Source organism: Paucisalibacillus globulus, from assembly GCF_900184735.1.
Classification (GTDB): Bacteria; Bacillota; Bacilli; order Bacillales; family Amphibacillaceae; genus Ornithinibacillus; species Ornithinibacillus globulus_B.
Map to the genome: position 1 here is coordinate 295,327 of NZ_LT855386.1, position 24,529 is coordinate 319,855.

26 protein-coding genes and 1 pseudogene are annotated in these 24,529 nt (G+C 35.7%); 8 read left to right on the forward strand and 19 right to left on the reverse strand.

From position 1 onward, the window contains the following. Positions 1–31: 31 nt before the first annotated feature. A complete protein-coding gene (locus tag BN999_RS03575) occupies positions 32–646 on the forward strand; it encodes a YhcN/YlaJ family sporulation lipoprotein (protein ID WP_096270020.1) in 615 nt (204 codons plus the stop codon). A gap of 40 nt (positions 647–686) precedes the next feature. Here BN999_RS03575 and BN999_RS03580 read toward each other — a convergent pair whose 3' ends face one another. Continuing rightward, entirely contained in the window at positions 687–938 is a 252-nt protein-coding gene (locus BN999_RS03580) for a hypothetical protein (protein ID WP_096270021.1), read from the reverse strand. Between the two features lie 115 nt (positions 939–1,053). Here BN999_RS03580 and BN999_RS03585 point away from each other — a divergent pair, with 115 nt between their 5' ends. Further along, positions 1,054–1,257 carry a YlaI family protein gene (locus tag BN999_RS03585; protein WP_096270022.1) on the forward strand — a complete coding sequence of 68 codons (204 nt, stop codon included), beginning with the start codon at positions 1,054–1,056 and terminating at the stop codon, positions 1,255–1,257. Between the two features lie 61 nt (positions 1,258–1,318). Here the strand turns inward: BN999_RS03585 and BN999_RS03590 are convergent, their stop codons facing one another. Continuing rightward, positions 1,319–1,615: a YlaH-like family protein gene (locus BN999_RS03590; protein WP_255247390.1), complete on the reverse strand. Its 297-nt coding sequence runs from the start codon at positions 1,613–1,615 to the stop codon at positions 1,319–1,321. A gap of 499 nt (positions 1,616–2,114) precedes the next feature. Here BN999_RS03590 and BN999_RS03595 point away from each other — a divergent pair, with 499 nt between their 5' ends. Further along, positions 2,115–2,294: a DUF5325 family protein gene (locus BN999_RS03595; protein ID WP_096270024.1), complete on the forward strand. Its 180-nt coding sequence runs from the start codon at positions 2,115–2,117 to the stop codon at positions 2,292–2,294. A 1-nt stretch (position 2,295) separates the two neighbouring features. Here BN999_RS03595 and BN999_RS03600 read toward each other — a convergent pair whose 3' ends face one another. Together BN999_RS03600 and BN999_RS03605 are read right to left on the reverse strand one after the other, a co-directional pair. Next, complete coding sequence (locus tag BN999_RS03600) at positions 2,296–3,105, reverse strand: inositol monophosphatase family protein (RefSeq protein ID WP_096270025.1); 810 nt, start codon at positions 3,103–3,105, stop codon at positions 2,296–2,298. 125 nt (positions 3,106–3,230) lie between these two features. Next, on the reverse strand, positions 3,231–3,485 hold the full coding sequence (locus BN999_RS03605) for a hypothetical protein (RefSeq protein ID WP_306418993.1): 255 nt from the start codon (positions 3,483–3,485) through the stop codon (positions 3,231–3,233). A 150-nt stretch (positions 3,486–3,635) separates the two neighbouring features. Here BN999_RS03605 and BN999_RS03610 point away from each other — a divergent pair, with 150 nt between their 5' ends. After that, the gene (locus BN999_RS03610) at positions 3,636–4,250 is read left to right on the forward strand and encodes a YktB family protein (RefSeq protein WP_096270026.1); all 615 of its coding nucleotides are present in this window, start codon (positions 3,636–3,638) and stop codon (positions 4,248–4,250) included. Between the two features lie 27 nt (positions 4,251–4,277). On the opposite strand, the gene BN999_RS03615 is transcribed toward BN999_RS03610, so the two are convergent. The 4 genes from BN999_RS03615 to BN999_RS03630 all read right to left on the reverse strand — a co-directional run bounded on the left by BN999_RS03615 (position 4,278) and on the right by BN999_RS03630 (position 6,812). Then, entirely contained in the window at positions 4,278–4,547 is a 270-nt protein-coding gene (locus BN999_RS03615) for a UPF0223 family protein (protein ID WP_096270027.1), read from the reverse strand. A 13-nt stretch (positions 4,548–4,560) separates the two neighbouring features. After that, the gene (locus BN999_RS03620) at positions 4,561–5,514 is read right to left on the reverse strand and encodes an NAD(P)H-dependent flavin oxidoreductase (protein ID WP_096270028.1); all 954 of its coding nucleotides are present in this window, start codon (positions 5,512–5,514) and stop codon (positions 4,561–4,563) included. A 164-nt stretch (positions 5,515–5,678) separates the two neighbouring features. Further along, a complete protein-coding gene (locus BN999_RS03625) occupies positions 5,679–5,792 on the reverse strand; it encodes a GapA-binding peptide SR1P (protein ID WP_096270029.1) in 114 nt (37 codons plus the stop codon). A gap of 132 nt (positions 5,793–5,924) precedes the next feature. Then, positions 5,925–6,812, reverse strand: a complete 888-nt coding sequence (locus tag BN999_RS03630) for a polysaccharide deacetylase family protein (RefSeq protein ID WP_096270030.1) — start codon at positions 6,810–6,812, stop codon at positions 5,925–5,927. Positions 6,813–6,978: 166 nt separating this feature from the next. On the opposite strand from BN999_RS03630, the pseudogene BN999_RS03635 reads away from it, so the two are divergent. Further along, a pseudogene (locus tag BN999_RS03635) lies at positions 6,979–8,503 on the forward strand (glycine betaine uptake BCCT transporter). A gap of 65 nt (positions 8,504–8,568) precedes the next feature. On the opposite strand, the gene lpdA reads toward BN999_RS03635, so the two are convergent. The 5 genes from lpdA to BN999_RS03660 all read right to left on the reverse strand — a co-directional run bounded on the left by lpdA (position 8,569) and on the right by BN999_RS03660 (position 14,400). After that, positions 8,569–9,975, reverse strand: a complete 1,407-nt coding sequence (gene lpdA, locus BN999_RS03640; RefSeq protein ID WP_096270031.1) for a dihydrolipoyl dehydrogenase — start codon at positions 9,973–9,975, stop codon at positions 8,569–8,571. Positions 9,976–9,980: 5 nt separating this feature from the next. Then, on the reverse strand, positions 9,981–11,252 hold the full coding sequence (locus BN999_RS03645) for a dihydrolipoamide acetyltransferase family protein (protein ID WP_096270032.1): 1,272 nt from the start codon (positions 11,250–11,252) through the stop codon (positions 9,981–9,983). Positions 11,253–11,273: 21 nt separating this feature from the next. After that, positions 11,274–12,251 carry an alpha-ketoacid dehydrogenase subunit beta gene (locus tag BN999_RS03650; RefSeq protein ID WP_096270033.1) on the reverse strand — a complete coding sequence of 326 codons (978 nt, stop codon included), beginning with the start codon at positions 12,249–12,251 and terminating at the stop codon, positions 11,274–11,276. A gap of 3 nt (positions 12,252–12,254) precedes the next feature. Continuing rightward, the gene (pdhA, locus tag BN999_RS03655; protein WP_176481886.1) at positions 12,255–13,298 is read right to left on the reverse strand and encodes a pyruvate dehydrogenase (acetyl-transferring) E1 component subunit alpha; all 1,044 of its coding nucleotides are present in this window, start codon (positions 13,296–13,298) and stop codon (positions 12,255–12,257) included. 439 nt (positions 13,299–13,737) lie between these two features. After that, positions 13,738–14,400: a YkyA family protein gene (locus BN999_RS03660; RefSeq protein WP_255247391.1), complete on the reverse strand. Its 663-nt coding sequence runs from the start codon at positions 14,398–14,400 to the stop codon at positions 13,738–13,740. A 215-nt stretch (positions 14,401–14,615) separates the two neighbouring features. Here BN999_RS03660 and def point away from each other — a divergent pair, with 215 nt between their 5' ends. The 3 genes from def (at position 14,616) to rnjA (ending at position 17,720) form a co-directional block, all read left to right on the forward strand. Then, a complete protein-coding gene (def, locus tag BN999_RS03665) occupies positions 14,616–15,167 on the forward strand; it encodes a peptide deformylase (protein ID WP_096270035.1) in 552 nt (183 codons plus the stop codon). A 672-nt stretch (positions 15,168–15,839) separates the two neighbouring features. Continuing rightward, positions 15,840–16,049, forward strand: coding sequence for a DNA-dependent RNA polymerase subunit epsilon (locus BN999_RS03670; RefSeq protein ID WP_096270036.1), 210 nt, complete (start codon positions 15,840–15,842; stop codon positions 16,047–16,049). A gap of 3 nt (positions 16,050–16,052) precedes the next feature. Next, complete coding sequence (gene rnjA, locus BN999_RS03675; RefSeq protein ID WP_096270037.1) at positions 16,053–17,720, forward strand: ribonuclease J1; 1,668 nt, start codon at positions 16,053–16,055, stop codon at positions 17,718–17,720. 64 nt (positions 17,721–17,784) lie between these two features. Here the strand turns inward: rnjA and BN999_RS03680 are convergent, their stop codons facing one another. From BN999_RS03680 to dapD, 6 genes are all read right to left on the reverse strand, one after another. Continuing rightward, positions 17,785–18,450 (reverse strand): potassium channel family protein, encoded by a 666-nt coding sequence (locus BN999_RS03680; protein ID WP_096270038.1) that lies wholly within the window; start codon positions 18,448–18,450, stop codon positions 17,785–17,787. Positions 18,451–18,543: 93 nt separating this feature from the next. Next, positions 18,544–20,385 (reverse strand): ABC transporter ATP-binding protein, encoded by a 1,842-nt coding sequence (locus BN999_RS03685; RefSeq protein ID WP_096270039.1) that lies wholly within the window; start codon positions 20,383–20,385, stop codon positions 18,544–18,546. Between the two features lie 15 nt (positions 20,386–20,400). Beyond that, positions 20,401–22,152: an ABC transporter ATP-binding protein gene (locus tag BN999_RS03690; RefSeq protein ID WP_096270040.1), complete on the reverse strand. Its 1,752-nt coding sequence runs from the start codon at positions 22,150–22,152 to the stop codon at positions 20,401–20,403. Positions 22,153–22,316: 164 nt separating this feature from the next. Beyond that, entirely contained in the window at positions 22,317–22,559 is a 243-nt protein-coding gene (locus BN999_RS03695) for a YkuS family protein (RefSeq protein ID WP_096270041.1), read from the reverse strand. A 66-nt stretch (positions 22,560–22,625) separates the two neighbouring features. Then, positions 22,626–23,756, reverse strand: coding sequence for an N-acetyldiaminopimelate deacetylase (locus BN999_RS03700; RefSeq protein ID WP_096270042.1), 1,131 nt, complete (start codon positions 23,754–23,756; stop codon positions 22,626–22,628). 15 nt (positions 23,757–23,771) lie between these two features. Next, positions 23,772–24,488, reverse strand: coding sequence for a 2,3,4,5-tetrahydropyridine-2,6-dicarboxylate N-acetyltransferase (dapD, locus tag BN999_RS03705; RefSeq protein ID WP_096270043.1), 717 nt, complete (start codon positions 24,486–24,488; stop codon positions 23,772–23,774). Positions 24,489–24,529: the final 41 nt, after the last annotated feature.

A 24,529-nucleotide genomic window follows, 5' to 3' on the forward strand; every position in this document is an offset into this window, starting at 1 on the left:
CTTTATATACACTAAATAGGAGGAGTGTTAGATGTTTATTCGACTAGGAATACTAGCCTTAAGCTTTTTACTACTTATGGGTTGTGCTCAGGATAATGAAGAGCATTCTTTACCAACTGAAAAAGAAAACCCGGATGACCGAATTATAAATGTAAAAAACTCAGCTCCTAGAGAAGAGCGAGACCTTTCTAATGAACAGATTGCGAATCATTTAGCACATGTTGCAAGTGAGGTACCAGAAGTAAATGATGCTGTTTCCATTGTAGTTGGACCTTATGCAATCGTTGGAATTGATGTAGATAAGGAATTAGACCGTTCAAGGGTCGGAACTATAAAATATTCTGTTCTTGAGGCACTGCAACATGACCCTTATGGAAGAACTGCTGTAGTAGTTGCTGACGCAGATATCAATGAAAGAATCCGTGGGATGAATGATAAGATAAAGCAAGGATATCCTGTACAAGGAATTATTGATGAAGTGGCAGCGATCGTCGGTAGGTATATGCCAGACTTTCCAATAACAGAAGACCAACCAGAGGAACCAGATCAAAACAAGGAAATAATCGATGATGAAAAAGAACAGAAAAAAATGGATGATATTGAAAATGAACAATCCGAGAATTATCGAGAAAAAAGAGATGAATAAAAAGATGAGGTATCCGGTTTGGATGCCTCATCTTTTATATTTACTCGTTTGCTTTGATATTATTATAATACTGAACTCCGAATTGAGAACCTTCTGAGACCATCTTGGCATTTTCTAATTGATCTAATTCCAGATCGTCTACTTGATCTGGTTTACCCGCATTATAAAATGTTAAATCCTCATCTATCTCTTGTGAATCTGTTAATGAGGAATGATTTTTTTTAGTTTTAGTTCCCATTAGATACCCCGCTACACCAAGTCCTAACGCTGAAACTACATACCGCTTTTTCACTCTATCATCCTTTCTACCGTTTATTTTAATGTTCCTCTTTTATGATGAAATTAAACATTTTTCATAGAGATATGATATAGTTAATATACAGTTCTTTAACTCTCGAGGTGGTAAGATGCAAGTTAAATGTGTTTTATGTGATTTAGTTGAAAATATAGATGATTATTCCCTAGAGGCAAAAAGATTACGAAACCGAAAAACCCATATGTATTTATGTCAAAGTTGTAATAAAAGGATCAAAGAAAAAACATTGGATCGCCATTCAACTGGGAAGTTTCGTTTATATGAAGAAAAGAAAAAAGAAGATGAATTAATATAACACTACGTTCTAAATGAAGAAGAGGCACAATCAGGTTTCTGACCTGATAAGCCTCTTTTAATTATGTCGTTTTTTTACTTTTACGTTGTAGGTGTAAGCGAGCACGGTAGACACCTAAAACTAAACATATTATTACTAAGCTTTCTGTTAATGGCAGTGGCGAACCACCTGTTGCTACCGACCAAACATAAAACAATATGTACAATACGAATATACCTATTGCTAACAAAATATAAACGATAATCGATTTTAAGATAGGTAACTTTTTGGCGAAACCTAACTTATATGCTAAAGCAGCAAGAATAAAGTTGAGTGGGTATAAAATATTAAATAATTGCTCAACACCATAGTGTTGCATAATAAAATCATAGACCATGTGAATCCCCCATTATGTATGTTCAAATCTAATCATACTAAATTTCAAGTAAACTTGCTAGCATAGTCTTTTAATAATCACTCACTCCTTAGTAATAGCTGTGCTCGAAAGCTAGTAAATATTTGCACGGAGATAATTAGTTCAGATACCATTAGTTAATAATGGGTATAGCGGTACGACACCGCTCCGGCAGAATACTCCGCTTTCTGCTGGAGGATAGGCATCGGTGAGACCCCGCAGTGCGTTAGCACGAGGAGGCTCACCAGCCGCCCGCGGAAAGCGGAGTGCATTTCCGTAGCGGGGATGGTGCCGTGACAAGCATCTTAAGTACCGCACAGTTTCTATCAATTATGTATAACAACAAAACTATTAGAAAATGGCCTTAGTAATATTATTCAACTTTGCTGACACTGAATAAAATACTTTGAACTAGTTTATAAAAAGTCTTATACTTGTTATGTACACTAGAAGGAGTGTTTTTATGAGAAATATTAATATACCGGCTTTACTTTTAGCATTGCTCGTTGTTTCTATGTTTATTGGCGTTGGATTTGCAATTGCGTTAAGAAGTATTTGGCTAATTCTGTTATTTATTGCTTTAGGTTTTGGCATAATGGGTGCAGGAATTGCCAAGAAAAGAAAAAGTGGCTCACACGCGTGAGTCACTTTTTTGCTTTAATTAAGAAATCATTTAGTATACGTTGGTGAATATCTGGGTGACCAGTAAACACAGAATTTCTTTCTAACATCTTAATCGGTTCACCAGCAATATTCGTAGTTACACCACCCACTTCATGAACTAAGATCATCCCTGCTGCAAAATCCCATGGTGAAAGACCCATGGTTAAATATCCCTCTAAAACACCTTCTGCAACAAAAGCGAACTCTAAAGCAGCAGACCCATACGTTCTTGAACCACGAGCTGTCTTTACCAATTCCTGCATTATTTTTTCATTCACTAATCTGTTTTCACATAACCATAGATGATTCAATCCTATTACTGATTCTTCTAATATAGCAGGTTGTGCTAATCGGGAGAGTTTTAAATCATTCTTATATGCTCCTTCTCCACGTTTAGCCGAATAAAGCTCATCCTCCATTACATTATAGATAAGTCCTATTTCCCCTACTCCGTTATAATAGATTGCAACCGAGATTGCAAAATTACGTTTTTGTTGAACAAAATTCATCGTACCGTCAATGGGATCAATAATCCAAACGGTACCATCTAGTGTCTTTACATCATCACCAAACCCCTCTTCCCCAATCAAAAGATGTTCAGGAAAAGTAGTTTTAATTTTTTCCAGAAAATATTTTTCAGTATTCTTATCCATTGATGTAACCAAATCATTTGGATTGGATTTCGACCCTATTTCAATCGGATCATTAATCTTTGTTCTTATCGTTTTTCCTGCTTCCAAGATCCATTCTTTTGCTTTGTTATAAATTTTATCTTGTGTTATTTTATTCATTATGTAATGGCCTCCATTTATTAGCTACTACTATTAATAGTATCAAAATAAAATAATTGAGTATACATATGAAGCTTCGCACAAATAACTCAAGGAAGCATTTATTGTTCCTTGAGCTATTTGTGTTACTTATCGAGTAAGGATAATAATTTCTTTCTTAATAGTTTTAATTTTTCTTTGGATTTTATTATTTGAACTTTATCCTCGGCTTGTAATGCATCATATAAGGTTAATAATTCATAATCAATTTCCATTCGGATTACGGGGATTTTTTCTTTTTCTTCATTCTTTCTGACTTCTTCTAGTATATATTTCAAAAACTCCACATCCTTTCGAACAGATTTTGAAAAAAATAACACTTTAGTTGTCCATGTTTTCATGAACATTCAGTCTGTTTTCTTTATATATATGAGATTTATCAAAATTCGTTCTTAGGTTAATCAACCTGCAAACACTTATGCTTGACTTGTTTATATTAAGTTGCTCATAATAATAAATGTAATCTAAGTTAATAGAAAGGTGTTTAGTAAATGAATTTAATAGGCTTTGTCAGATCAGACTTCGATACATTTCAAATAGATGGATTAGATAAGCGAATGGAAGCTATTCAATCACGTATTCAACCAAAGTTTCAAACAATTGGCGAAGAATTAGTGGACCATTTGTCAAGTAATTTAGGAAATGAGGTTTTTCTACATATCGCAAAACACGCTAGAAGAACAGTGAATCCACCTAAAGATACTTGGTTAGCAATTTCTCACAATAAAAGAGGGTATAAAAAACATCCACATTTCCAAGTGGGACTGTTTGACGATCATTTATTTATTTGGCTAGCTTGTATTTATGAATTGGATAATAAACAGGAGATAGCGAAAAGCTTTCTTAGTAATTATAAAGAACTAAAAAACTTGCCAAAGGATTTTGTGGTCTCATTAGATCATATGAAAAAGGATTCTATAAACCTAGATGAACTTGAAAAATCTCATTTGGAACGATTTCGTGATGTTAAAAAGGGTGAATTTCTCATCGGAAGACATGTATCATCCAATGACCCAATTGTCTCGAACGGGGACGAATTAGTGGGACTCATTAAAGAAACTTATGATTCTTTGATTCCTTTTTATCAAATGGCTCTACAAGCATAAAAGGTCTCTCCAATTAGGAGAGACCTTTTATCTCATCTTCACAATAATGCTTTCACTATCTCTAGCTTTTTTCATGGTTTGATAGCTCGAATATCCTGAATCCTTTTCAAAATCAGCAAAATACTTCTTTTCCTCGCTCTTTGATGGTACTACTTGCTTAAATTTACGATATCCTGCGAGCAATATCTCTCGTTCTATTCCTTTCTCGTAAGCTTGTTCAACCAATGAGAAGAATTGTATTACATCAATAATTTCATCTTTTGACCAACTTAGATCAACTGGATAAGAATAATTCAAGTGCTAACTCACCTCACATACTCCACTTATTTTTAACTTCTTCTGCTTCGATCATCATTCTGTCTATTAGTTCTTGAACTGTCGGTAAATCTTGTATTCCAAGAGCTCCTTGACCTACCCAACCAAATCCAAGATCTGCTTTACCATCATATATATAATTCCTATTAGCCCTACCACTTATGTACTCTTTTAATCCTTCATACCCTACCTCTTTTTCTTCTAATTCTAATATTTTATCCGTCCATGAATTCTTTATGGCACGTGCTGGAGCTCCAAGTGAACGCTTAATCACAACAGTTGCATTTTCATCAGCATCAAGTATAGCTTGCTTATAAACTGGATGTGCGTGAACACATTCCTTGGTTGCAATAAATCTGGTTCCCATTTCAATTCCTTCTGCACCTAATGCTAACCCAGCCATCAAACCTCTTCCATCAACAATACCACCTGAAGCAACTACAGGAATAGATACACTATCTACAACTTTTGGAGTTAAAACAATTGTGCCCGTATCTGACCGCCCTAGGTGACCACCACCTTCATGTCCAACAACTATTACAGCATCAGCACCTAATTCCTCAGCCTTCTGAGCTTGTCTTTTCGCAGCCACTAAAACTAATGTTTTTATTGGATGTCCTTTAACCATCTCCAGGACACCTTTTGGATTCCCACCTGTTACCGAGATGACTTCCACCTTTTCCTCTATAGCAACTTCAACCATTTGTTCAAATGGACGATTATATTGACCAATAGCAAAATTAACACCGAACGGTTTATTAGTAAGATTTCTCACTTTTAATATCTCATTCCTTAAGGCTTCAGGACTCTCTAGACTCATTGCTGTAATTTGCCCTAGTGCACCGGCATTAGATACGGCAGCGGCTAATTCAGCATATGCTAGATATGCTAGACCACCTTGAATGATGGGATATTTGATTTTAAATATCTCAGTAATTCTTGTTTTCACAGTTCACTTCTCCTCTTCATTTAATTTTCATTGTTTATACAATCGTATCACTTCCCAATAAGTGTTTGCTAATTTAATAATCGATACTATTTACAAAACAGAAAAAAAGTTACACAACTGTGTAACTTTGGAGAGGAATAGTGATTATGTGTAATTGTAACCTGCTACTTATTTGGGTTTGACTTACAAGTGGGGCATGTGCCATAAAGAACTGTAACCTTATTATTTTCAAAGTGTTCAATCGTTTCTTGGCATTGCTGACAAATAATAGTACCCATTAATCTCAGCTCCTCTTCACTTAAGTATGTCTTTATTTATCATTATATGCAATAATTATGTCATATTGCATAAATAGTATAACACATTAACACAAAGAAGAACCAGTAGAATTTCTCTACTGGTAAAAATATTTATTTAATTGTTTCAATTAAATTTGGATCAAGTATTTCATAGCCTCTTTCCCGAAGCCCGATAACAATTTCTTTTAATGCTTCATTCGTCCACTCACGATCATGCATTAATAAATTTGCCCCATCCTTTAATAAGGAGTAAGGTACATCGACTTCTGGACCTTCCCCCGTTACCATTGCCGTAACTAATTTATCCTTATCAAAGTAAGGTTGAAAATAATCGTATCCATAGGACCAATTCATTAGAACCATCTTCTCTTCCTCTACTATCTTTTTTGATTCCTCAGTATTGACTCCATGTGGCGCTCGAAAGAATTTAGGTCTTTCACCTATTATTTCTTCCATTCTATCGTTTAAATTAACTAGCTCAGCTCTTTGCTTCTCGGTATCATTCTCAATTTCCTTTAAATTAACATGGTTATAGGTGTGGTTACCTATAACAAACCCCATATCATGAATCTGTTTCAATACTTCCGCTTCTTCCGGTGTATCAATAAAATGTCCGTTCACAAAGAATATTGCACCTGCATTTAACTCTTTTAAAGTTTTTGCCATTTCAAGTGAATATTTTTCAGGAGCATCGTCAATTGTAAGTAATACGACTTTTTCATTGGTTCCCTCATTTATTGGGACTAATGACCAGTCATCTGCAACCCGGTACTGGGCAACAGTATCTTTATCTATTTCCTCTTCGGCTTCTTCCTCCACTTCCATATTATCTGAATTATTATCTTCTTCCACCGTTTCACTATCTTTCTCTAACGAGTTGTTAGTTTCCGAACCCTTTTCTTCAATTGGTTGTTCATCTTGTTCTTTATCAGTACTCGTACATGAAGCTAGGAGAAGTATGAGTATCGATATAAACATGATTACTAGTGCCTTTTTCATATGATTCCCTCCTGTTGTCTGATGCCAAGTTAATTTTAGAATAATCAACCATAAAATACAAGACAACCTATAATTAGGTTGGACAAAAAAATATAAAATAGTTCCGAAATAGTTGGAAATAGTAAGTACATACACAATTCTTTAAGCATAAGAAAGGATATATTAGATGAATAAAGTATCAAAGGTTTTTTACATTTCCGTTATCATTAGTATTTTATTTATTATTTGGGGCGTAATACCAGATACCATTCTCCCGGAGGGCAACCTAGAAAATGTTACATCTAATCTACAAAGTGTTATCGTAGAAAATTTTGGGTGGTTTTATTTAATTAGTGCATCCTTTTTCCTATTCTTTTCTCTATTTCTCATCTATTCTAAATATGGCAAGATTAAATTAGGGAAACCCAATGATGAACCAGAATATTCCTACCTTACTTGGTTTGCTATGTTGTTTAGTGCTGGTATGGGGATCGGATTAGTTTTTTGGGGGGGCTGCCGAGCCACTATCTCACTTTCATAATCCACCATATGGTGAACCAGGAACTAGTAGTTCAGCTAAAACTGCAGTGCAATATAGCTTTTTCCATTGGGGGCTGCACCCTTGGGCAGTATATGCAACAATCGCACTTGCACTTGCTTATTTTAAGTTTCGAAAAAAGTCTTCTGGTTTGGTTAGCGGCATATTAGTACCTTTATTTGGTGAAAAAGGGAAAAATGTTTGGGGTACGATTGTTGATTGTATAGTTGTGTTTGCAACAGTATTTAGGGTAGCAACATCTTTAGGCTTCGGGGCTATACAAATAAGTGGAGGATTATCGTTTGTATTTGGAATTGATCAAAATTTTATATACCAGATGATTATTATCATTGTTGTTACAGTGTTATACATGTTGTCTGCATCAACCGGAGTGAATAAAGGTATTAAGTATTTAAGTAACGCAAATATTATCTTTGCTTTTGCTCTGATGGTATTTGTACTAATACTTGGCCCAACCAACTTCATTCTCAATTTCTTCACTACTTCTTTTGGGAACTATATTCAAAATTTACCTAGCATGAGTTTTCGTATGACTCCTTTTAATGAAGATAATACAGAATGGATTAAAGGCTGGACAATTTTTTATTGGGCGTGGTGGATTGCTTGGGCTCCATTTGTAGGAACTTTTATTGCACGGGTTTCTCGTGGTAGAACAATAAGAGAGTTTGTTCTTGGTGTATTACTTGTACCAACTATATTTGGAGCACTCTGGTTTTCAGTCTTTGGTGGTTCAGCAATTCATCTTGAGTTTTTTGAGGGTAAGGATATATATCGTTTTGTGAATGAGTTAGGAGAAGAAACAGTTTTATTTGCAGTATTAGAGAATCTACCACTTAGCACGTTAATTTCTCTTCTCGCAATCTTACTAATCAGCACTTTCTTCATAACTTCTGCCGATTCAGCTACATTCGTACTTGGAATGCAAACTACCGGGGGACGATTAGATCCTCCAAATTCAGTCAAGCTGATATGGGGAATTATTCAATCTGGCGCAGCAGCTGTTTTACTTTGGCAAGGTGGTTTAGGTGCTCTACAAACCGCTTCTATAATAGCAGCCTTCCCATTTACCATTATTATGCTTCTAATAGTAGCCTCATTGTTAAAGTCGTTTAAGCAGGAAGTAAAAGAGATGGAGATGAGAAGAAAAAGTTAGCAGAAGATAACTTACAGAAATAGTAAAAAGAGTGATGTATGCACATCACTCTTTTTACGCCATTCTTAAAGCATATGAATTGGTGTACCTAATGCTACCTCAGCAGCTTCCATCGTAATTTCACCTAAAGTTGGGTGAGCATGGATGGTTAATGCTATATCTTCAGCAGTCATACCAGCTTCAACGGCTAATCCAATCTCAGAAATCATGTCACTAGCGTTTGGTCCAGCAATTTGACCACCTAATACTAATCCATCTTCCTTACGAGTTACTAATTTTAAGAAGCCATCCGTTGCATTAAGAGATAACGCACGGCCATTTGCACCAAATGGGAACTTAGCAACTTTAACATTATAACCAGCATCTTTAGCCTCTTTTTCAGTTAAACCAACTGAAGCAAGTTCAGGTTCAACGAAAGCTACTGCCGGCATACCGATGTAATCAACCTCTGATTTTTCTCCACTAATTGCTTCAGCAGCAATTTTACCTTCGTAAGATGCTTTATGAGCAAGTGGAGCACCGGCAACGATATCACCGATCGCATAAATGTTAGATTTATTCGTACGGCATTGCTTATCGACTTTGATTAGTCCTCTTTCATCCACTTCAATACCTACTTGTTCAAGACCAATTTCTCTAGTGTTTGGACGTCGACCAACCGTTACAAGTACATAATCTGCTTCAACAGTTTCTTCTTTACCGCCAACTTCATATGTTACTTTAACACCATCTTTAGTCTCTTCAACGCCTTTTGCCATAGCTTCTGTTACGATAGTTGCACCTTTATTCTTAAGGCGTTTTTTAACAAGTTGTGTCATTTGTTTTTCAAAACCACTTAGAATATCCTTAGCACCTTCTAAGAACACAACTTCCGTACCGAAGTTAGCATAAGCAGAGCCAAGTTCGCTCCCTACGTAACCAGCACCGATAACTACCATTTTCTTTGGGATCTCTTTAAGATTTAATGCACCAGTTGAATCTAATACACGGTCAGAAAACTTAAATGTTGGAATTTCAATTGGTGAAGATCCTGTTGCAATAATACAGTTCTTAAAAGTATAAGTTTGAGAAGTTTTCTCATCCATCACTTTAACTGTATTTTGATCAACAAAATAAACTTCACCCTTAACGATGTCCACTTTGTTACCTTTTAATAGGCTCTCAACGCCTGACGTTAGTTTATTTACAACGGATGCTTTCCACTCTTGAACTTTTTCAAAGTCGACAGAAACTTTCTCCGTTTTAATACCAAGAGCTTCGTTTCCTTGAGCTTTCTCTACAGAGTGACCAGCTTCGATTAATGCCTTTGATGGAATACAACCAACATTTAAGCAAACTCCACCTAAAGTTCCTTTATCCACGATTGTTACTTTTTGACCTAACTGTGCTGCGCGAATAGCTGCAACATATCCCCCAGGTCCTGCACCAACAACCAGTGTGTCTAGTTCAATTGGAAAATCTCCTACTACCATATTCCTTACGCCTCCATCATGATTAATTGTGGATCATTTAATAATCGCTTGATTTGATTTAAGGCCATTTGAGCTGTAGCACCATCTACGATACGATGGTCAAAACTCAATGATACTGCAAGTACAGGAGCAATAACGATTTCTCCGTCACGCACAATTGGTTTTTCAGCAATTCGACCGATACCTAAAATAGCTGCCTCTGGATAGTTAATAACTGGAGTAAACCATTGACCACCAGCAGAACCAATATTAGAAATTGTACTTGATGCACCTTTCATCTCATCTGGTGCTAGTTTACCATTTCTAGCTTTATCTGCCAATTCATTAATTTCAGCAGAAATTGCGAAAATAGATTTACGGTCAGCGTTTTTCACTACAGGAACTAGAAGTCCTTTGTCTGTATCTGCTGCAATACCAATATTATAATAATGCTTTTGTACGATTTCTTCTGTTGCATCGTCGATAGAAGCATTTAAAATAGGATATTGTTTCAATGCTGATACTATTGCTTTCACTACATAAGGTAAATAAGTTAATTTAATACCTTGGTCAATTGCAACCTGCTTGAATTTCTTACGATGTGCTACTAAAGCAGTTACATCTACTTCATCCATTAATGTTACGTGAGGAGCTTTAGACTTAGAATTCACCATTGCTTTAGCAATCGCTTTACGGATTGGGCTCATTTTCTCACGTGTTTCAGGGAAGCTTCCTTCTAAAACAGGAGCTTTAGCTTGTGATGCCGGTGCTTCTGTTTTTGCTTCATTAACTGCTTCCACTGTCTCAGAAGCTGGTTGTCCACCATTCAAGAAACTATCTACATCTTCTTTTGTTACTCGACCATTCTTACCTGATCCTGATACTTGTTTAATATTTACATTGTTCTCACGAGCATATTTACGAACTGATGGCATAGCAATGATACGCTTTCCATCATCAACAGCAGACTCGGCAGCTTGAACATTGGTAGCTTCTACTTTTGGTGACTCTTCCTTAACGTCCTCTACAGGTTCATCAGATCCACCTAAGTCTTCATAGCCTTCAGCATCAAAGGAGATTAACGTATCACCTACTATTGCAACTTCTCCTTCTTGTACGAAAATCTTTGTAACAGTTCCTTCTACAGGAGAAGGAATTTCTACTACAGCTTTATCGTTTTGCACTTCGCAAAGTATATCGTCTTCTTTTACTTGGTCGCCTTCTTTTACCATCCATGAAACAATCTCACCCTCGTGGATTCCTTCACCGATATCTGGTAATTTAAATTCAAACGCCATAAGAAAAGCCTCCTATCATAATTAGAAATTCACTACAGTGTTTACTTTTTCAATGATGTCATTATAGTTTGGTAACCACACTTCTTCTGCTTCAGAGAATGGGTATACCGTATCTGGTGCTGTAACACGTAATACCGGAGCTTCTAAATGTAAAATTGCTCTTTCTTGAATCTCTGCAACAACATTTGCAGCAATACCAGCCTGGCGTTGTGCTTCTTGTACTACCACTACACGATTAGTTTTCTTAACTGACTCTAAGATAGTATCCATATCAATTGGTGAAACTGTACGTAGGTCGATAACTTCTACATCAACACCACTTTTCTCAAGTTCTTCTGCAGCTTTAAGTGAAGCATGAACCATAGCTCCGTAGGTTACAATGGTAACGTCCTTTCCTTCACGTTTCACATCTGCTTTTCCAAGTTCGATTGTATATTCTCCCTCAGGAACTTCACCACGGAAAGAACGATATAGTTTCATATGCTCTAAATAGATGACAGGATCATTGTCACGAATAGCTGAAATTAATAATCCTTTTGCATCATATGGTGTAGATGGAATAACTACCTTTAGTCCAGGTTGTTGAGCCATTAACCCTTCTAATGAATCTGCATGTAGTTCAGGAGTGTGAACTCCACCACCAAATGGTGAACGGACAGTAATTGGTGCAGTATGTGTACCACCTGAACGGTAACGCATACGTGCCATTTGACCACTAATAGAATCAATTACTTCATATACAAAGCCGAAGAACTGAATTTCAGGTACTGGGCGATATCCTTGAAGTGCAAGACCAATTGCAAGTCCTCCAATTCCTGATTCAGCTAATGGCGTATCAAATACACGATCTTCTCCGAATTCTTTTTGTAGACCTTCAGTTGCACGGAATACACCGCCGTTTTGGCCGACATCTTCACCAAACACTAACACGTTTTCGTCATTTTTCAGTTCCACGCGTAGTGCATCAGTGATTGCTTGAATCATTGTCATTTGTGCCATTGTTTACTTCGACTCCTTTGCTTTATACTCTTCCATTTGTTCTACTAAGTTACTAGGAAGTGTTTCGAACATATTTGAAATAAAATCAGTAACTTTTTGTTTAGGATGTTGGTCAGCTTTTTTAATAGCTTGTTTAATATCATCTTTAGCCTTTTCAATCACTTCATTTTCTTCTTCTTCTGACCATAGCTTCTTACCTTCTAGGAATTTACGGAAACGAACTAATGGATCTTTTTTCTCCCACTCTGAATCAAGATCTGCAGAGCGATAACGTGTTGGGTCATCACCAGCCATTGTATGTGGACCATAACGGTAAGTAATAGTTTCGATTAACATTGGTCCTTCACCAGCAATAGCACGTTCTCTTGCATGTTTTGTAGCAGCATAAACAGCTAGTACATCCATACCATCAACTTGGATTCCTTCGATACCAGCAGCGATAGCTTTTTGCGCTAATGTTTTAGCAGCAGTTTGTTTCTCTCTAGGCACAGAGATAGCGAATCCGTTATTTTGAACGACAAAGATATTATGAGCGCCATATGCACCAGCAAAGTTAATACCTTCATAGAAATCACCTTGTGATGTACCACCATCACCTGTATATGTGATCGCAACATTTTTCTTACCACGCATTTTAAGTCCTAATCCAACACCGGCAGCCTGTACATATTGTGCACCAATGATAATTTGTGGTGGAAGAGCATTAACTCCCTCTGGCATTTGGTTTCCGTGGAAATGTCCTTTAGAGAATAGGAATGCTTGATAAAGTGGTAAACCATGCCAAATCAACTGAGGAACGTCACGGTATCCAGGTAAGATATAGTCATCTTTCTCAAGTGCAAAGTGACTCCCTAATTGTGATGCCTCTTGACCAGCAGTTGGTGCATAGAATCCTAAACGTCCTTGACGATTTAATGCGATAGAACGTTGATCAAGAATGCGAGTATAAACCATTCTTCTCATAAGCTCTTTTAATTCATCATCTGATAAATCTGGCATGTCATCCTTATTGACAATCTTTCCATCTTCATTAAGAATCTGGAACATTTCGAACTGACTTTCAACACTCTCTAAAACGTGTTTCAAAATAGTTCACCTCTTCCTTTCTTATATCCTTTTTAAAATAATCTTTACTATCCTTCCCAAAATCAAGGAAAATCTGTACCTATTTGCTGATTTTGTATATGTGTGAAACACAGGTGTTAATCCTGGTATAAAAAAGAACAATGAAACTGTTACATAAACTTCGCAAAAATTACTGGTACAATTTTTAATACAACTAAAGTTTAGCTCATACAAATCGATTCGGTCAACTACTTTGATTTATGTTTTTCTATTTTTACTAGTACAACCTATCATCTCGTAGGTAATTACGTATAATTGCATAATATCTGTTATAGTTTCACATACATTCTGTATCAATTAGCTGCAAAATAAGATTAGTGAACAAAAAAATACTCATCGATTTATCGATGAGTATCCAAAATTAATTATTCTCTATATAGGTGACCTTTATTTCCGCTGCTTCATAAAAGCTTTTTTTCAATTCGTTATATTCTAATGTGAAGTCATTGAATGTTTTATTTGCTTCAATTACCTCTTGATATTTCAAATTAACTTTTTCAATGTGAGCCTGTAAATCTTCTTCCTCAAGATCCTCCTGAAGGAATTTATTATATAATTCTTTTTCTAATGTTAACGATTCATTATATGTTTTATGAAGTGTTTCATAAGCTTCGAAACGTTTGACCATTGCCTCATACATGGATAAAGCTTTATTTTTAACTTCTTCATCTTTTATTTCTTCAATTAGTGCCTTTGACTTTTCAAATTCTTCACGTGATGCGTCTAAGCTTTCTTTCTCGGACTTAATTTTCTCCGACCGTCCTTCTATAGAAGCAATCGCTTTACTTGTAAGTTCCTGAATTTGTTCCATCTCTTCTATGCCAAGTTCAATTATTTCTTTATATAACTCTTGTTCCTCTTGCTCGAGCTTGGTAATATCATCTTGCTGTTTTTGAAAATCTTCTTCTAATTGAACAGCAGCTTCTAAATGGTTATATATTTGCGTTTCTGGACTATCACCACAACCAGATAACAATAATACCATTCCTATAGTAAATATACCGATTACATGTTTAAACTTCACGTTAATAAGTCCTCCTCTTACAATGCTACGATGTCTTGGTTTATTCTGAACTGATACTTAGTATATCACAAAATTATTCAGATGAGGTCACTAATTATGGAGCATGTCTATACTAAAAATATGCCTTTAACTAGTAAAATATGATAAACTATTTTAATGATTATAATATGATAAATTAAAAAGAATCATGATAAGAATGAAATGGAGTGAGACATATGCTAACAATGGAAGATGTAGTTCGTGAGGGTCATCCTTCACTTCGCAAAGTTGCCCATGAAGTATCTCTACCTCCCTCAGAGGAAGAGATTTCATTATTACAAGATATGCTGGAGTTTTTAAAGAATAGTCAAGACGAAAAAGTATGTGCTAAATACAATCTCAGACCTGGTGTTGGTATCGCTGCACCACAATTAGGCATCGAAAAAAGGATGGTAGCTGTACATTTCGAGGATACCAATGGCAAACTATATAGTTATGGATTGATTAATCCGAAAATAGTCAGCCATTCAGTTGAAAAAGCCTACCTCACTACTGGTGAAGGCTGTTTATCAGTTGATCGTAATGTGGAGGGTTTTGTCCCAAGATATGCACGAATCACAGTAAAAGCCACTGACCTTGAAGGTAATCCAATCAAACTTAGATTAAAAGATTACGCTGCAATTGTTTTCCAACATGAAATCGACCATTTGAACGGTGTCATGTTTTATGATCATATTAATAAGGATAATCCATTTGATATTCCGGAAAACTCAAAATCTATAGATTAAAAGATGGGTTTGACACATTCTTTGTGTCAAACCCTTTTGTTTTATCAATGCATAGAAAAGATAATAACGAGAAAAATATGAATAAGCATACTGGACCTTAGTATCTAACTAACCTTCTTTGGGTTTCTCTTTAAAATAAATTTTATAGTAAATAAATGATTTTTATTTCAATATTTTCAAATCCATACTATACTATAGATAAGAGGGATTGGACGGTAGAAGTTTTTTTATATTGCTTTTCTTTAATCTTTTAGAAAGGAGTGTATGTCCTTATGTTACGTCGCCTAAAAGAAAAGCTAAAGAAGCGTTGGAAAGATTTTTTAGGCCGGGGACGTGTACCGACAACTTTTAAAGAATAAAGAAGAAGTGAAGACAGGGTATAATGATACGCCAATCTACCGATAATGATTTATCTAACAACAGTATAACCTGTCTTTTTTGTTAAGTTTTAGGATTAAATGGAATAAATGTGGAATTAGTACTTATGTATGATAGACCGGATGACTATCATTGAATTAAAATTGTATCTAAATTTACTACGAGCACTAACTAATCAATACGGAATGGACTACATAAAAAGCTTAGCATCAATATTTGTAACTTATTAGCTTTTCTTTTTATGATTTCTTTGAATGGAAATTAAATGTTTTAGAGAGAGACAGGAGAGATAGTATGATATTTAAAGTAATTTATCAAGAATCATCGTATGAAGCACCGATACGAGAACGTTCTAAAAGCCTTTACGTAGAAGCTGAATCTGAAAAAGATGTAAGACTAAAACTAAAAGACCGAGAACTAAATATTGAATTTATCCAGCCACTTAACGAAGCCCATCTAGAGTACGAAAAGAAGTCAGAAGAATTTCAATTGGAGACAATCTAACTTATGAAATTTGTAAAAAATGATCAAGCAGCGGTATTTGCATTAGGTGGACTAGGTGAAATAGGAAAAAATACGTATGCAGTTCAATTTCAAGATGAAATTATCTTAATAGATGCTGGTATTAAATTCCCTGAAGACGAATTACTTGGGATCGATTATGTTATTCCAGATTATACGTATCTTGTACAAAATCAAGATAAAATTAAAGGTTTAATTGTAACTCATGGTCACGAAGACCATATTGGTGGAATTCCATATTTGCTGCGTGAAATTAACGTACCAATTTACGCAGGTAAGCTAGCACTTGGATTAATTAGAAACAAACTAGAAGAACATGGACTATTAAGAAATGCAAAATTAAATCCCATTCAAGAAGATGATGTCATAAAATTCCGTAAAACATCCGTAAGCTTTTTCCGTACCACACATAGTATTCCAGACTCATATGGTATTGTCGTAAAAACACCACCAGGTAATATTGTTCATACTGGTGATTTCAAATTCGACTTCACTCCAGTTGGGGATCCAGCTAACATAACAAAAATGGCAGAAATAGGAAAAGAAGGAGTACTATGCCTTCTATCGGATAGTACAAACAGTGAGGTTCCAGGTTTCACACTGTCCGAGAAAGTTGTTGGCCAAAATATAAGTGAAATATTCAGTCGTGTTGATGGAAGAATTATCTTTGCTACTTTTGCTTCCAATATCTATCGACTACAACAAATGGTAGAGGCAGCCGTTAAACATAATCGTAAAGTTGCTGTATTTGGACGGAGTATGGAGTCCGCAATTAACCTAGGACAAGAATTAGGTTATATTCAAGCTCCTAAAGGTACTTTCATTGAAGCAAATGAAATAAACCGTTTACCAGCAAATGAAGTAACTATTCTATGTACTGGGTCACAAGGTGAAGCAATGGCTGCATTATCGCGTATTGCTAACGGTACTCATAGGCAAATTCAAATTATCCCAGGTGACACTGTAGTGTTCTCTTCCTCACCAATCCCAGGAAATACACTTAGTGTTAGCAAAATAATAAACATGTTATACCGTGCAGGTGCAGATGTTATCCATGGTAAATTAAATAACATTCATACTTCTGGACATGGTAGTCAAGAAGAACAAAAGTTAATGCTTCGATTGATGAATCCGAAGTTCTTCATGCCAATTCACGGTGAATATCGAATGTTAGTGGAACACACAAAACTTGCAGAAATGTGTGGCGTCGAATTAGAAAATTCTTTTGTGATGGATAATGGAGATGTACTTGCCTTAAGTAAAGATAGCGCACAAGTCGCTGGAAAAATCCCTTCTGGTAATGTATTTGTAGACGGAAGTGGTATCGGCGATATTGGAAACATTGTCCTACGTGATCGACGTATCCTATCTGAAGAAGGACTTGTTATCGTTGTAGTAAGCATAAACATGAAGGAATTCAAGATTGCTGCTGGTCCTGATATTATTTCTCGCGGATTTGTATATATGCGAGAATCAGAGGATATGATTAATGAAGCTCAAAAACTTGTAGCATCCCATTTAAATAAAGTAATGGAAAGAAAAACAACACAATGGTCTGAAATCAAAAATGAAATTACTGATACTATTGCTCCATTCCTTTATGAAAAAACAAAACGTCGTCCAATGGTCTTACCAATAATAATGGAAGTTTAAATTAAATAGGAAGTTTCTCTGATTAAGGAGAAACTTCCTTTTTGCCTTTTTTATATAGTCTAAATTAATCATCTATCACTAATTGTCGTTCAAATCTTGCAATATCTTTGTCTGCCCCTACCACTACTAGGATATCTTCTTTTGTTAAGATATCGTCTGGTGTTGGCGAAACATTAATATTAGTTCCCTGCTTGATCGCTACTACCGTACATCCATACTTAGCACGGATATCAAGTTCAATAATTGACTTACCTACCATCTTTTTCCCTGCCTTGACTTCGACTATACTATGGTCATCTGAAAGTTCTAAATAATCTACAATATTGTTTGAAATAATGCTGTGTGCTATTCTACGCCCCATATCTCTTTCAGGATGCACCACTTGATGTGCACCAATCTTATGTAAAATCTTAGCATGATAATCATTTTGGGCCTTCACCGTAATTCTCTTAACTCCTAATTCAACTAGCACAACCGTAGTTAAGATACTCGCTTGGATGTTGTCTCCGATTGCAACAATTACATGATCTATATTTTTTATTCCTAATTCTTTTAGTGTCGTTTCGTCTGTAGAATCAGCTATTACAGCATGAGAGGCAATATGTTTATATTGATTAACTCTTTCCTCATCACGATCAATCGCCAATACTTCCATACCTTCTAGATTTAATTCCTGGCAAATGCTTCCCCCAAATCGACCTAAACCAATCACTGCAAACTCTTTTCTCATAGCAGTTCCTCCCTGACAATACGTGCTTAATTTATACTTTAACAATTCAAAGAAAAAGAAGCAATTCCTTTGGGATTTGCTTCTTCGTCATTTTTATATTGCATCAAGCATCTGAAACTGTGAACGTACTAATTCATAATATTCACCTTTAGATTTCATTAACTCATCGTGACTACCATTTTCTAATATTTTACCATGTTCTAAAACATAGATATTATCTGCTTCTCTAATAGTAGAAAGCCTGTGTGCAATGATGATAGAAGTTCTACCTTTCAGTAGTCTACGTAGAGCTCCTTGAATCTTTAATTCTGTTTCTGTATCAATACTTGCTGTTGCTTCATCCAAAATAATAATACTTGGATTCGCAAGTAACGCTCGAGCAAAGGATAATAATTGTCTCTCCCCTGCAGAAAGAATATTACCTCTTTCCTCTACTTCTGTTTCGTAGCCTTTAGCTAAACGAGAGATAAAGTCATCTGCACCTACTGTTTTTGCAGCTTCAATGACCTCTTCATCACTAGCATCCGGACGTCCAAAGCGAATATTCTCCATGATAGTACCCGAAAAGATAAACGTATCCTGAAGCACGACACTAATATGCTGACGTAAACTCTTAAGTGATGCTTCCCTTAGATTGTGACCATCAATCTTCACTTGGCCTTTCGTTGGATCATAGAAGCGACTAATTAAGTTTGCAATCGTTGATTTACCACTTCCGGTATGACCGACTAAAGCAATGGTTTGACCAGGCTTCATCTCGAGTGATATTTCATGAAGAGCAATTCGATCATGATCATAAGAAAATTGAACTTTATCAAACTCAATATGGCCCTTCATTTCTTTAAATTCATAAGGATTCTCTACTTCATCAACGTTCGGTTTCTCATCTAAGTACTCAAAAATACGTTCAGATGATGCCATAGCTACTAGTAGCTGATTATACATTTGTCCTAAACGTGAGATTGGGTCCCAGAACATTCCTAGGAAGAATGCAAATGCAATAAAAGTTCCAAGATCGATTCCACCATTAGGTTCTCCTAAAATAATTAAATGTGCCCCGTAAGCGATTAGAATTACCGTACCAATGGCATTACTCATCTCAACAAATGGTCGGAACATGGCACTCTTCTTCGTTGCATTAATCCATGCATTGTAGTTATCCGTATTTAAGCCATCAAAGAACTCTGTATTTTCTTTTTCCTGAGTAAAAGATTGAGTAATACGGATTCCTTGAATACTCTCGTTCAAGTGGGAATTCATTCGAGATTGTTGAATACGTACCTCTTGCCAAGTCCGTCTAATCTTTCTTCTAAGGACTGTCGAAATATAGAACATTAACGGTAGAATTACCAATACAGCAATAGCTAATTTCGGACTTAATGTAAAGAGTATCGTTACGATACCTAGCAATGTTGCAATATCCATCAGTAGGTTGATGATACCATTTGAGAATAGGTCCTGAAGTGAATTCGTATCATTCATTATTCTAACTAAGATCGATCCAGCTGATCTAGAATCAAAGAAGTTATTCGATAATCCTTGTACATGGGTGAATAAATGTTGTCGTAAATCATAAATAACATTTTGCCCAAGTAAGTTAACCCATTTAATTCGTAAATAATTGGCTATATAACTGATTAAATAAAGAACTCCGATGGTGATAACAAGATAGAATAATAAAGTTGTATCTTTATTTGCTATAGCAATGTCAAAAGCAGCCTTACCAATTAGAATAGGAATTGCTAATCTTACGGCAGTAGATACGATCATTGCAATTATTGCACCTAGTAAATACGTCTTTGTATAAGGCTTTAAATAGACTAGTAAACGCCATATTTGTTTCCAGTTAAAGGGTTTTTCAATTGCTTGGTCGACAGTATAATAAAAACGTTTTAAATGCCGTTTATCTCTATTTTTTTCTTCTTTGGTAGCCAATTAAGTCCCCCCCCTTTAATTCACAGAATTCATGATTACATCATGATCTTGATATTGAATGTCATATATTCTTTTATATGCTCCATCCTCTTTACGAAGCAATTCATCATGTGTTCCACGTTCGACTACTTTTCCGTTCTCTAATACTAATATTTCATCTGCATGCTTTAAAGAAGAGATTCTATGGGCGATAATAAACGATGTTCTCCCTTTCATTACTTCTTTTAAAGCTTTTTGAATTTGGAATTCTGTTTCCATATCTACAGCACTTGTTGCATCGTCCAATACTAGAATACTAGGGTCAACGCAAATAGCACGAGCAATGGCGATACGCTGTTTTTGCCCTCCGGAAAGCCCCATACCTCTTTCTCCTAGTAAGGTATCATAGCCTTTAGGCATTTCCATGATAAAATCATGTGCTTGAGCTCTTTTTGCAGCTTCCATAATTTGCTCATCCGTTGCATCCGGATTACCATAAGCAATATTTTCCTTAATAGAAGTTGAGAACAAGAAAGATTCTTGTAATACAAAACCTATATGATTTCTTAATGTTTTTAAATCATACTCTTTTACATCTCTTCCATCTATTAATACCTCGCCACTTTCTGGCTCATAAAAACGTGTAATTAATTGGGTAATACTAGTTTTACCTGATCCTGTTGCCCCTATTAAACCAATAGTCTTACCGGGTGGTGCATCAAAATTAATATTCTTTAAGGCAGAATCATCATCTTTTGTATACGTTAATGTGACATCTTTAAATGTCACGTGACCTTTAATAGGTTTTTTCACAGGGTTTTCTTTTATAACAATATCTTCATGTTCCTCTAAGATTTCTCTTAAACGTTCCCCAGATGCTTTAGCTTGTGAGAACATATTAATAACATAACCAACGTTCATTAGTGGCCCCATAATATACCAAACTAAACTGAAGAAAGCCATTAACTCACCTAATGCAAGATCCCCATCTATTACGAGGTAACCACCAAAGGCAAGTAAAGCAACCGCACAGACATTACCGATAAACTCCATTAATGGGAAAAACTTTGCCCACAGTAAAGAGGTACTAATATAGTTCTGGCGGTAATCATCATTACTATTAGAGAATCTACCAATTTCGAAGTCCTCTCTCGATAATGATTTAACCGTTTGCATCCCACTTATATTTTCTTGAACCCTGGTATTTAGTTTTCCAAAGGATTTACGTATACCACGGAATGCCGGATGTGCTACCTTCTCAAACTTCATAACGACAATAATTAGAAATGGCATGGCTGCCATCGTTACAAGTGTTAACGGTACAGAATAATAAAACATGACACTTAAACTAATCGTAATCAGTAAAAGGATACGAATTAATTCCGCAAATCCAAATGATAGAAAAAAGCGGAATCCTTCCACATCAGATGTTAGACGGGACATAATATCCCCTGTTTTAGCGTTATCATAATATTTAAAAGATAGAATTTGAAGTTTTTTATAAAGTGCATCACGTAATTTATAAACAGTAGCAACTCCAAAACGTTCCCCTAAGTATTGATGAAAAAAAGTTGCAATCCCTTTGATTAACATCAGAATTACGAAGATTGATGAGATCCATGGTATTAAATCATATCTCTCTCCACCTACCACATCATCGATTGTTATCTGTAAGATAATTGGATAGACAACTGTTATGACCGTTACAAAGAACAAGAAGAACAGTGACCAGAAAAAGTACTTCCGATACGGCCAATAAAATTCTTTAAGCTTCCTAAATGTATCCACCCTTTTTTCCTCCCCAATGTTGAAATTTCTATAACACGTAACTACTAATATAACGGTTTCCGAAATAAATTACCATAACTTTTGCTTAATTTTTAAAAAATATTTTTTATTTTTATTAAACTAAATATAAAGAGGCTTCTCTCAATGGAGAAGCCTCTTTAACATTAACTTAGTTTCTCATTAACCATTTGTGCAATTTCTTCCGCATTTTGACCACTTGCACTGATAACTGGACCAGCAATACTTGTGTCTGCCATTCCCATGACATCTTTATCCAATCCGGAAATCACACAACAATCACAGTGAGCAGTGTCTGCTTCTGATTTCAATTCAATGACCTCATGCCCCATTGCCATTAATGCTTCTTTTACATCTGTAAGGGACTCTTCTACCCCGATTCTTGCCATCATATCACTCCTCTAGGTATACAATTTACATGTATAGTTTGACCGAAAGTAAGGAAGATATGCGACTTAAGCAACATTATTAGATAATGTTTGTAAAACCTTAACTACTGCACGGACTCCTACTGGCAATGCCTCTTCTTTTGGATTAATCTTAGCATGGTGCAATCCATATTCAGAATTAACTCCTAGCCAAAACATGAAGCCAGGTATCTCTTTTAACATAAAGCCAAAATCTTCTCCTGTCATGGCTTCCTTTGCTTCTACATACTGGATGTCCATTGAGTTTATTGTTTGTTTAAATAAACCAACATAAGTCGAGTCATTGAACACCTGGTAATAATTTGAGCCATAATCCAATTTTATTTCACAATCAAAACTCTCTTCATATCCACGTGCTATTGTCTCTATTTTTTTCTTAATTGTATCAATTACAGTTGGATTTAAAGTACGTATTGTTCCTTCTAATCTAGCTGTTTCAGCAATTACATTTTGAACATGACCACTAGTCATTTTCCCAATGGTGACAACGGCACTATCAAGTGGATCTAGCCCACGTGATACAATCGACTGAATAGTTGAAATAAAACTGCCAGCCGCTACTGTCATATCTTTCGTTAGATGGGGATATGCAGCATGGCCACCTTTTCCTTTAAAATCGATAAACAGTTCACTTGTATTAGCAAATAATAAACCAGATTTACTGGAAACAGTTCCAACCGGATATTCTGGTGCAATATGCAATGCAAAAATACAATCCGGCTTCCATTTCTTAAATGCCTGTGATTGTAGCATTGGAAGAGCACCACCTGGCCCCTCTTCCGCCGGTTGAAAAACAAATACGACATTATCCTGAATTGGATTGTCGATAATATATTTTAATGCTCCTAAAGCAATAGTCATATGAAAATCATGACCACAGGCATGCATATTCTCGACATGTTTAGAGGAATAATCGAATCCTGTTTCCTCTTTAATAGGAAGTCCGTCTATATCAGCTCGATACCCTATAGTTTGTTTGGGATTTGTACCCTTTACCTTTACAAGGATTCCCGTTCTCCATGTTTGAATTTCAACTCGTTCTGATAACATCTCATTGATTCTTCTCAGGAGATATTCTTGAGTTTTATATTCCTTAAATCCTAGTTCTGGAATTTGATGTAAGTCTCGTCGGATTTGCTTAAGTGTTTTAAAGTCCATAGGTTGTCACCAGCTTCAATTATCTAATTTACGAAGCTCTTGTTTGATTTCTGTTTTTGCTTTAGTTCCCTCATCAATTTCTTTAAGCACTTTTGCTGGTGTTCCTGCAACTAACGTATTAGGTGCGACATCTTTTGTAACAACTGCACCTCCAGCTACAACTGCACCTTTTCCGATTGTTACACCTTCTAGCACAACGACATTTGCACCAATTACTACATCATCTTCGACTACAACAGGCTTAGCAGATGGTGGTTCAATAACCCCAGCTAATACGGTACCTGCACCAATATGACAGTTCTTCCCAACAGTTGCACGTCCACCTAATACTGCATTCATGTCAATCATGGTACCCTCACCAATCACAGCACCTATGTTAATCATAGCTCCCATCATAATTACCACTCCGTCACCAATTTCAACTTGGTCACGAATTACAGCACCTGGTTCAATTCTAGCATTAATATTTTTCAGATCTAATAATGGGATAGCTGAATTCCGGCGGTCATTTTCAACCACATAATCTGAAATTACCGTTTTATTATCTTCAAGAAAACTAGATATCTCTTTCCATTCACCAAATAACACTCCACTATTTTGCTCTACAAAAGATTGAATCTTTCCATAGGATAATGTATGTAAATTTTCTCCTTTTATATATACTTTAACAGGTGTACTTTTTGTGCTATTGGATATAAAATTAATAATTTCATTGGCGTCCATCATTTTCATGGTGCAGCCACCTCCTAATTTTTATAATTTTCACTTTAACA

What these genes read in the sequence shown, in the direction of transcription:
- lpdA (WP_096270031.1), bottom strand. Translation starts at nt 9,975, where the DNA reads ATGGTAGTAGGAGATTTTCCAATTGAACTAGACACACTGGTTGTTGGT.
- BN999_RS03585 (WP_096270022.1), top strand. Translation starts at nt 1,054, where the DNA reads ATGCAAGTTAAATGTGTTTTATGTGATTTAGTTGAAAATATAGATGAT.
- BN999_RS03575 (WP_096270020.1), top strand. Translation starts at nt 32, where the DNA reads ATGTTTATTCGACTAGGAATACTAGCCTTAAGCTTTTTACTACTTATG.
- BN999_RS03610 (WP_096270026.1), top strand. Translation starts at nt 3,636, where the DNA reads ATGAATTTAATAGGCTTTGTCAGATCAGACTTCGATACATTTCAAATA.
- BN999_RS03600 (WP_096270025.1), bottom strand. Translation starts at nt 3,105, where the DNA reads ATGAATAAAATAACACAAGATAAAATTTATAACAAAGCAAAAGAATGG.
- BN999_RS03645 (WP_096270032.1), bottom strand. Translation starts at nt 11,252, where the DNA reads ATGGCGTTTGAATTTAAATTACCAGATATCGGTGAAGGAATCCACGAG.
- BN999_RS03630 (WP_096270030.1), bottom strand. Translation starts at nt 6,812, where the DNA reads ATGAAAAAGGCACTAGTAATCATGTTTATATCGATACTCATACTTCTC.
- BN999_RS03595 (WP_096270024.1), top strand. Translation starts at nt 2,115, where the DNA reads ATGAGAAATATTAATATACCGGCTTTACTTTTAGCATTGCTCGTTGTT.
- BN999_RS03695 (WP_096270041.1), bottom strand. Translation starts at nt 22,559, where the DNA reads ATGGCAAGAATCGGGGTAGAAGAGTCCCTTACAGATGTAAAAGAAGCA.
- rnjA (WP_096270037.1), top strand. Translation starts at nt 16,053, where the DNA reads ATGAAATTTGTAAAAAATGATCAAGCAGCGGTATTTGCATTAGGTGGA.
- BN999_RS03680 (WP_096270038.1), bottom strand. Translation starts at nt 18,450, where the DNA reads ATGAGAAAAGAGTTTGCAGTGATTGGTTTAGGTCGATTTGGGGGAAGC.
- BN999_RS03605 (WP_306418993.1), bottom strand. Translation starts at nt 3,485, where the DNA reads ATGAAAACATGGACAACTAAAGTGTTATTTTTTTCAAAATCTGTTCGA.
- BN999_RS03700 (WP_096270042.1), bottom strand. Translation starts at nt 23,756, where the DNA reads ATGGACTTTAAAACACTTAAGCAAATCCGACGAGACTTACATCAAATT.
- BN999_RS03590 (WP_255247390.1), bottom strand. Translation starts at nt 1,615, where the DNA reads ATGCAACACTATGGTGTTGAGCAATTATTTAATATTTTATACCCACTC.
- dapD (WP_096270043.1), bottom strand. Translation starts at nt 24,488, where the DNA reads ATGAAAATGATGGACGCCAATGAAATTATTAATTTTATATCCAATAGC.
- BN999_RS03650 (WP_096270033.1), bottom strand. Translation starts at nt 12,251, where the DNA reads ATGGCACAAATGACAATGATTCAAGCAATCACTGATGCACTACGCGTG.
- BN999_RS03625 (WP_096270029.1), bottom strand. Translation starts at nt 5,792, where the DNA reads ATGGGTACTATTATTTGTCAGCAATGCCAAGAAACGATTGAACACTTT.
- pdhA (WP_176481886.1), bottom strand. Translation starts at nt 13,298, where the DNA reads ATGTTCCAGATTCTTAATGAAGATGGAAAGATTGTCAATAAGGATGAC.
- def (WP_096270035.1), top strand. Translation starts at nt 14,616, where the DNA reads ATGCTAACAATGGAAGATGTAGTTCGTGAGGGTCATCCTTCACTTCGC.
- BN999_RS03670 (WP_096270036.1), top strand. Translation starts at nt 15,840, where the DNA reads ATGATATTTAAAGTAATTTATCAAGAATCATCGTATGAAGCACCGATA.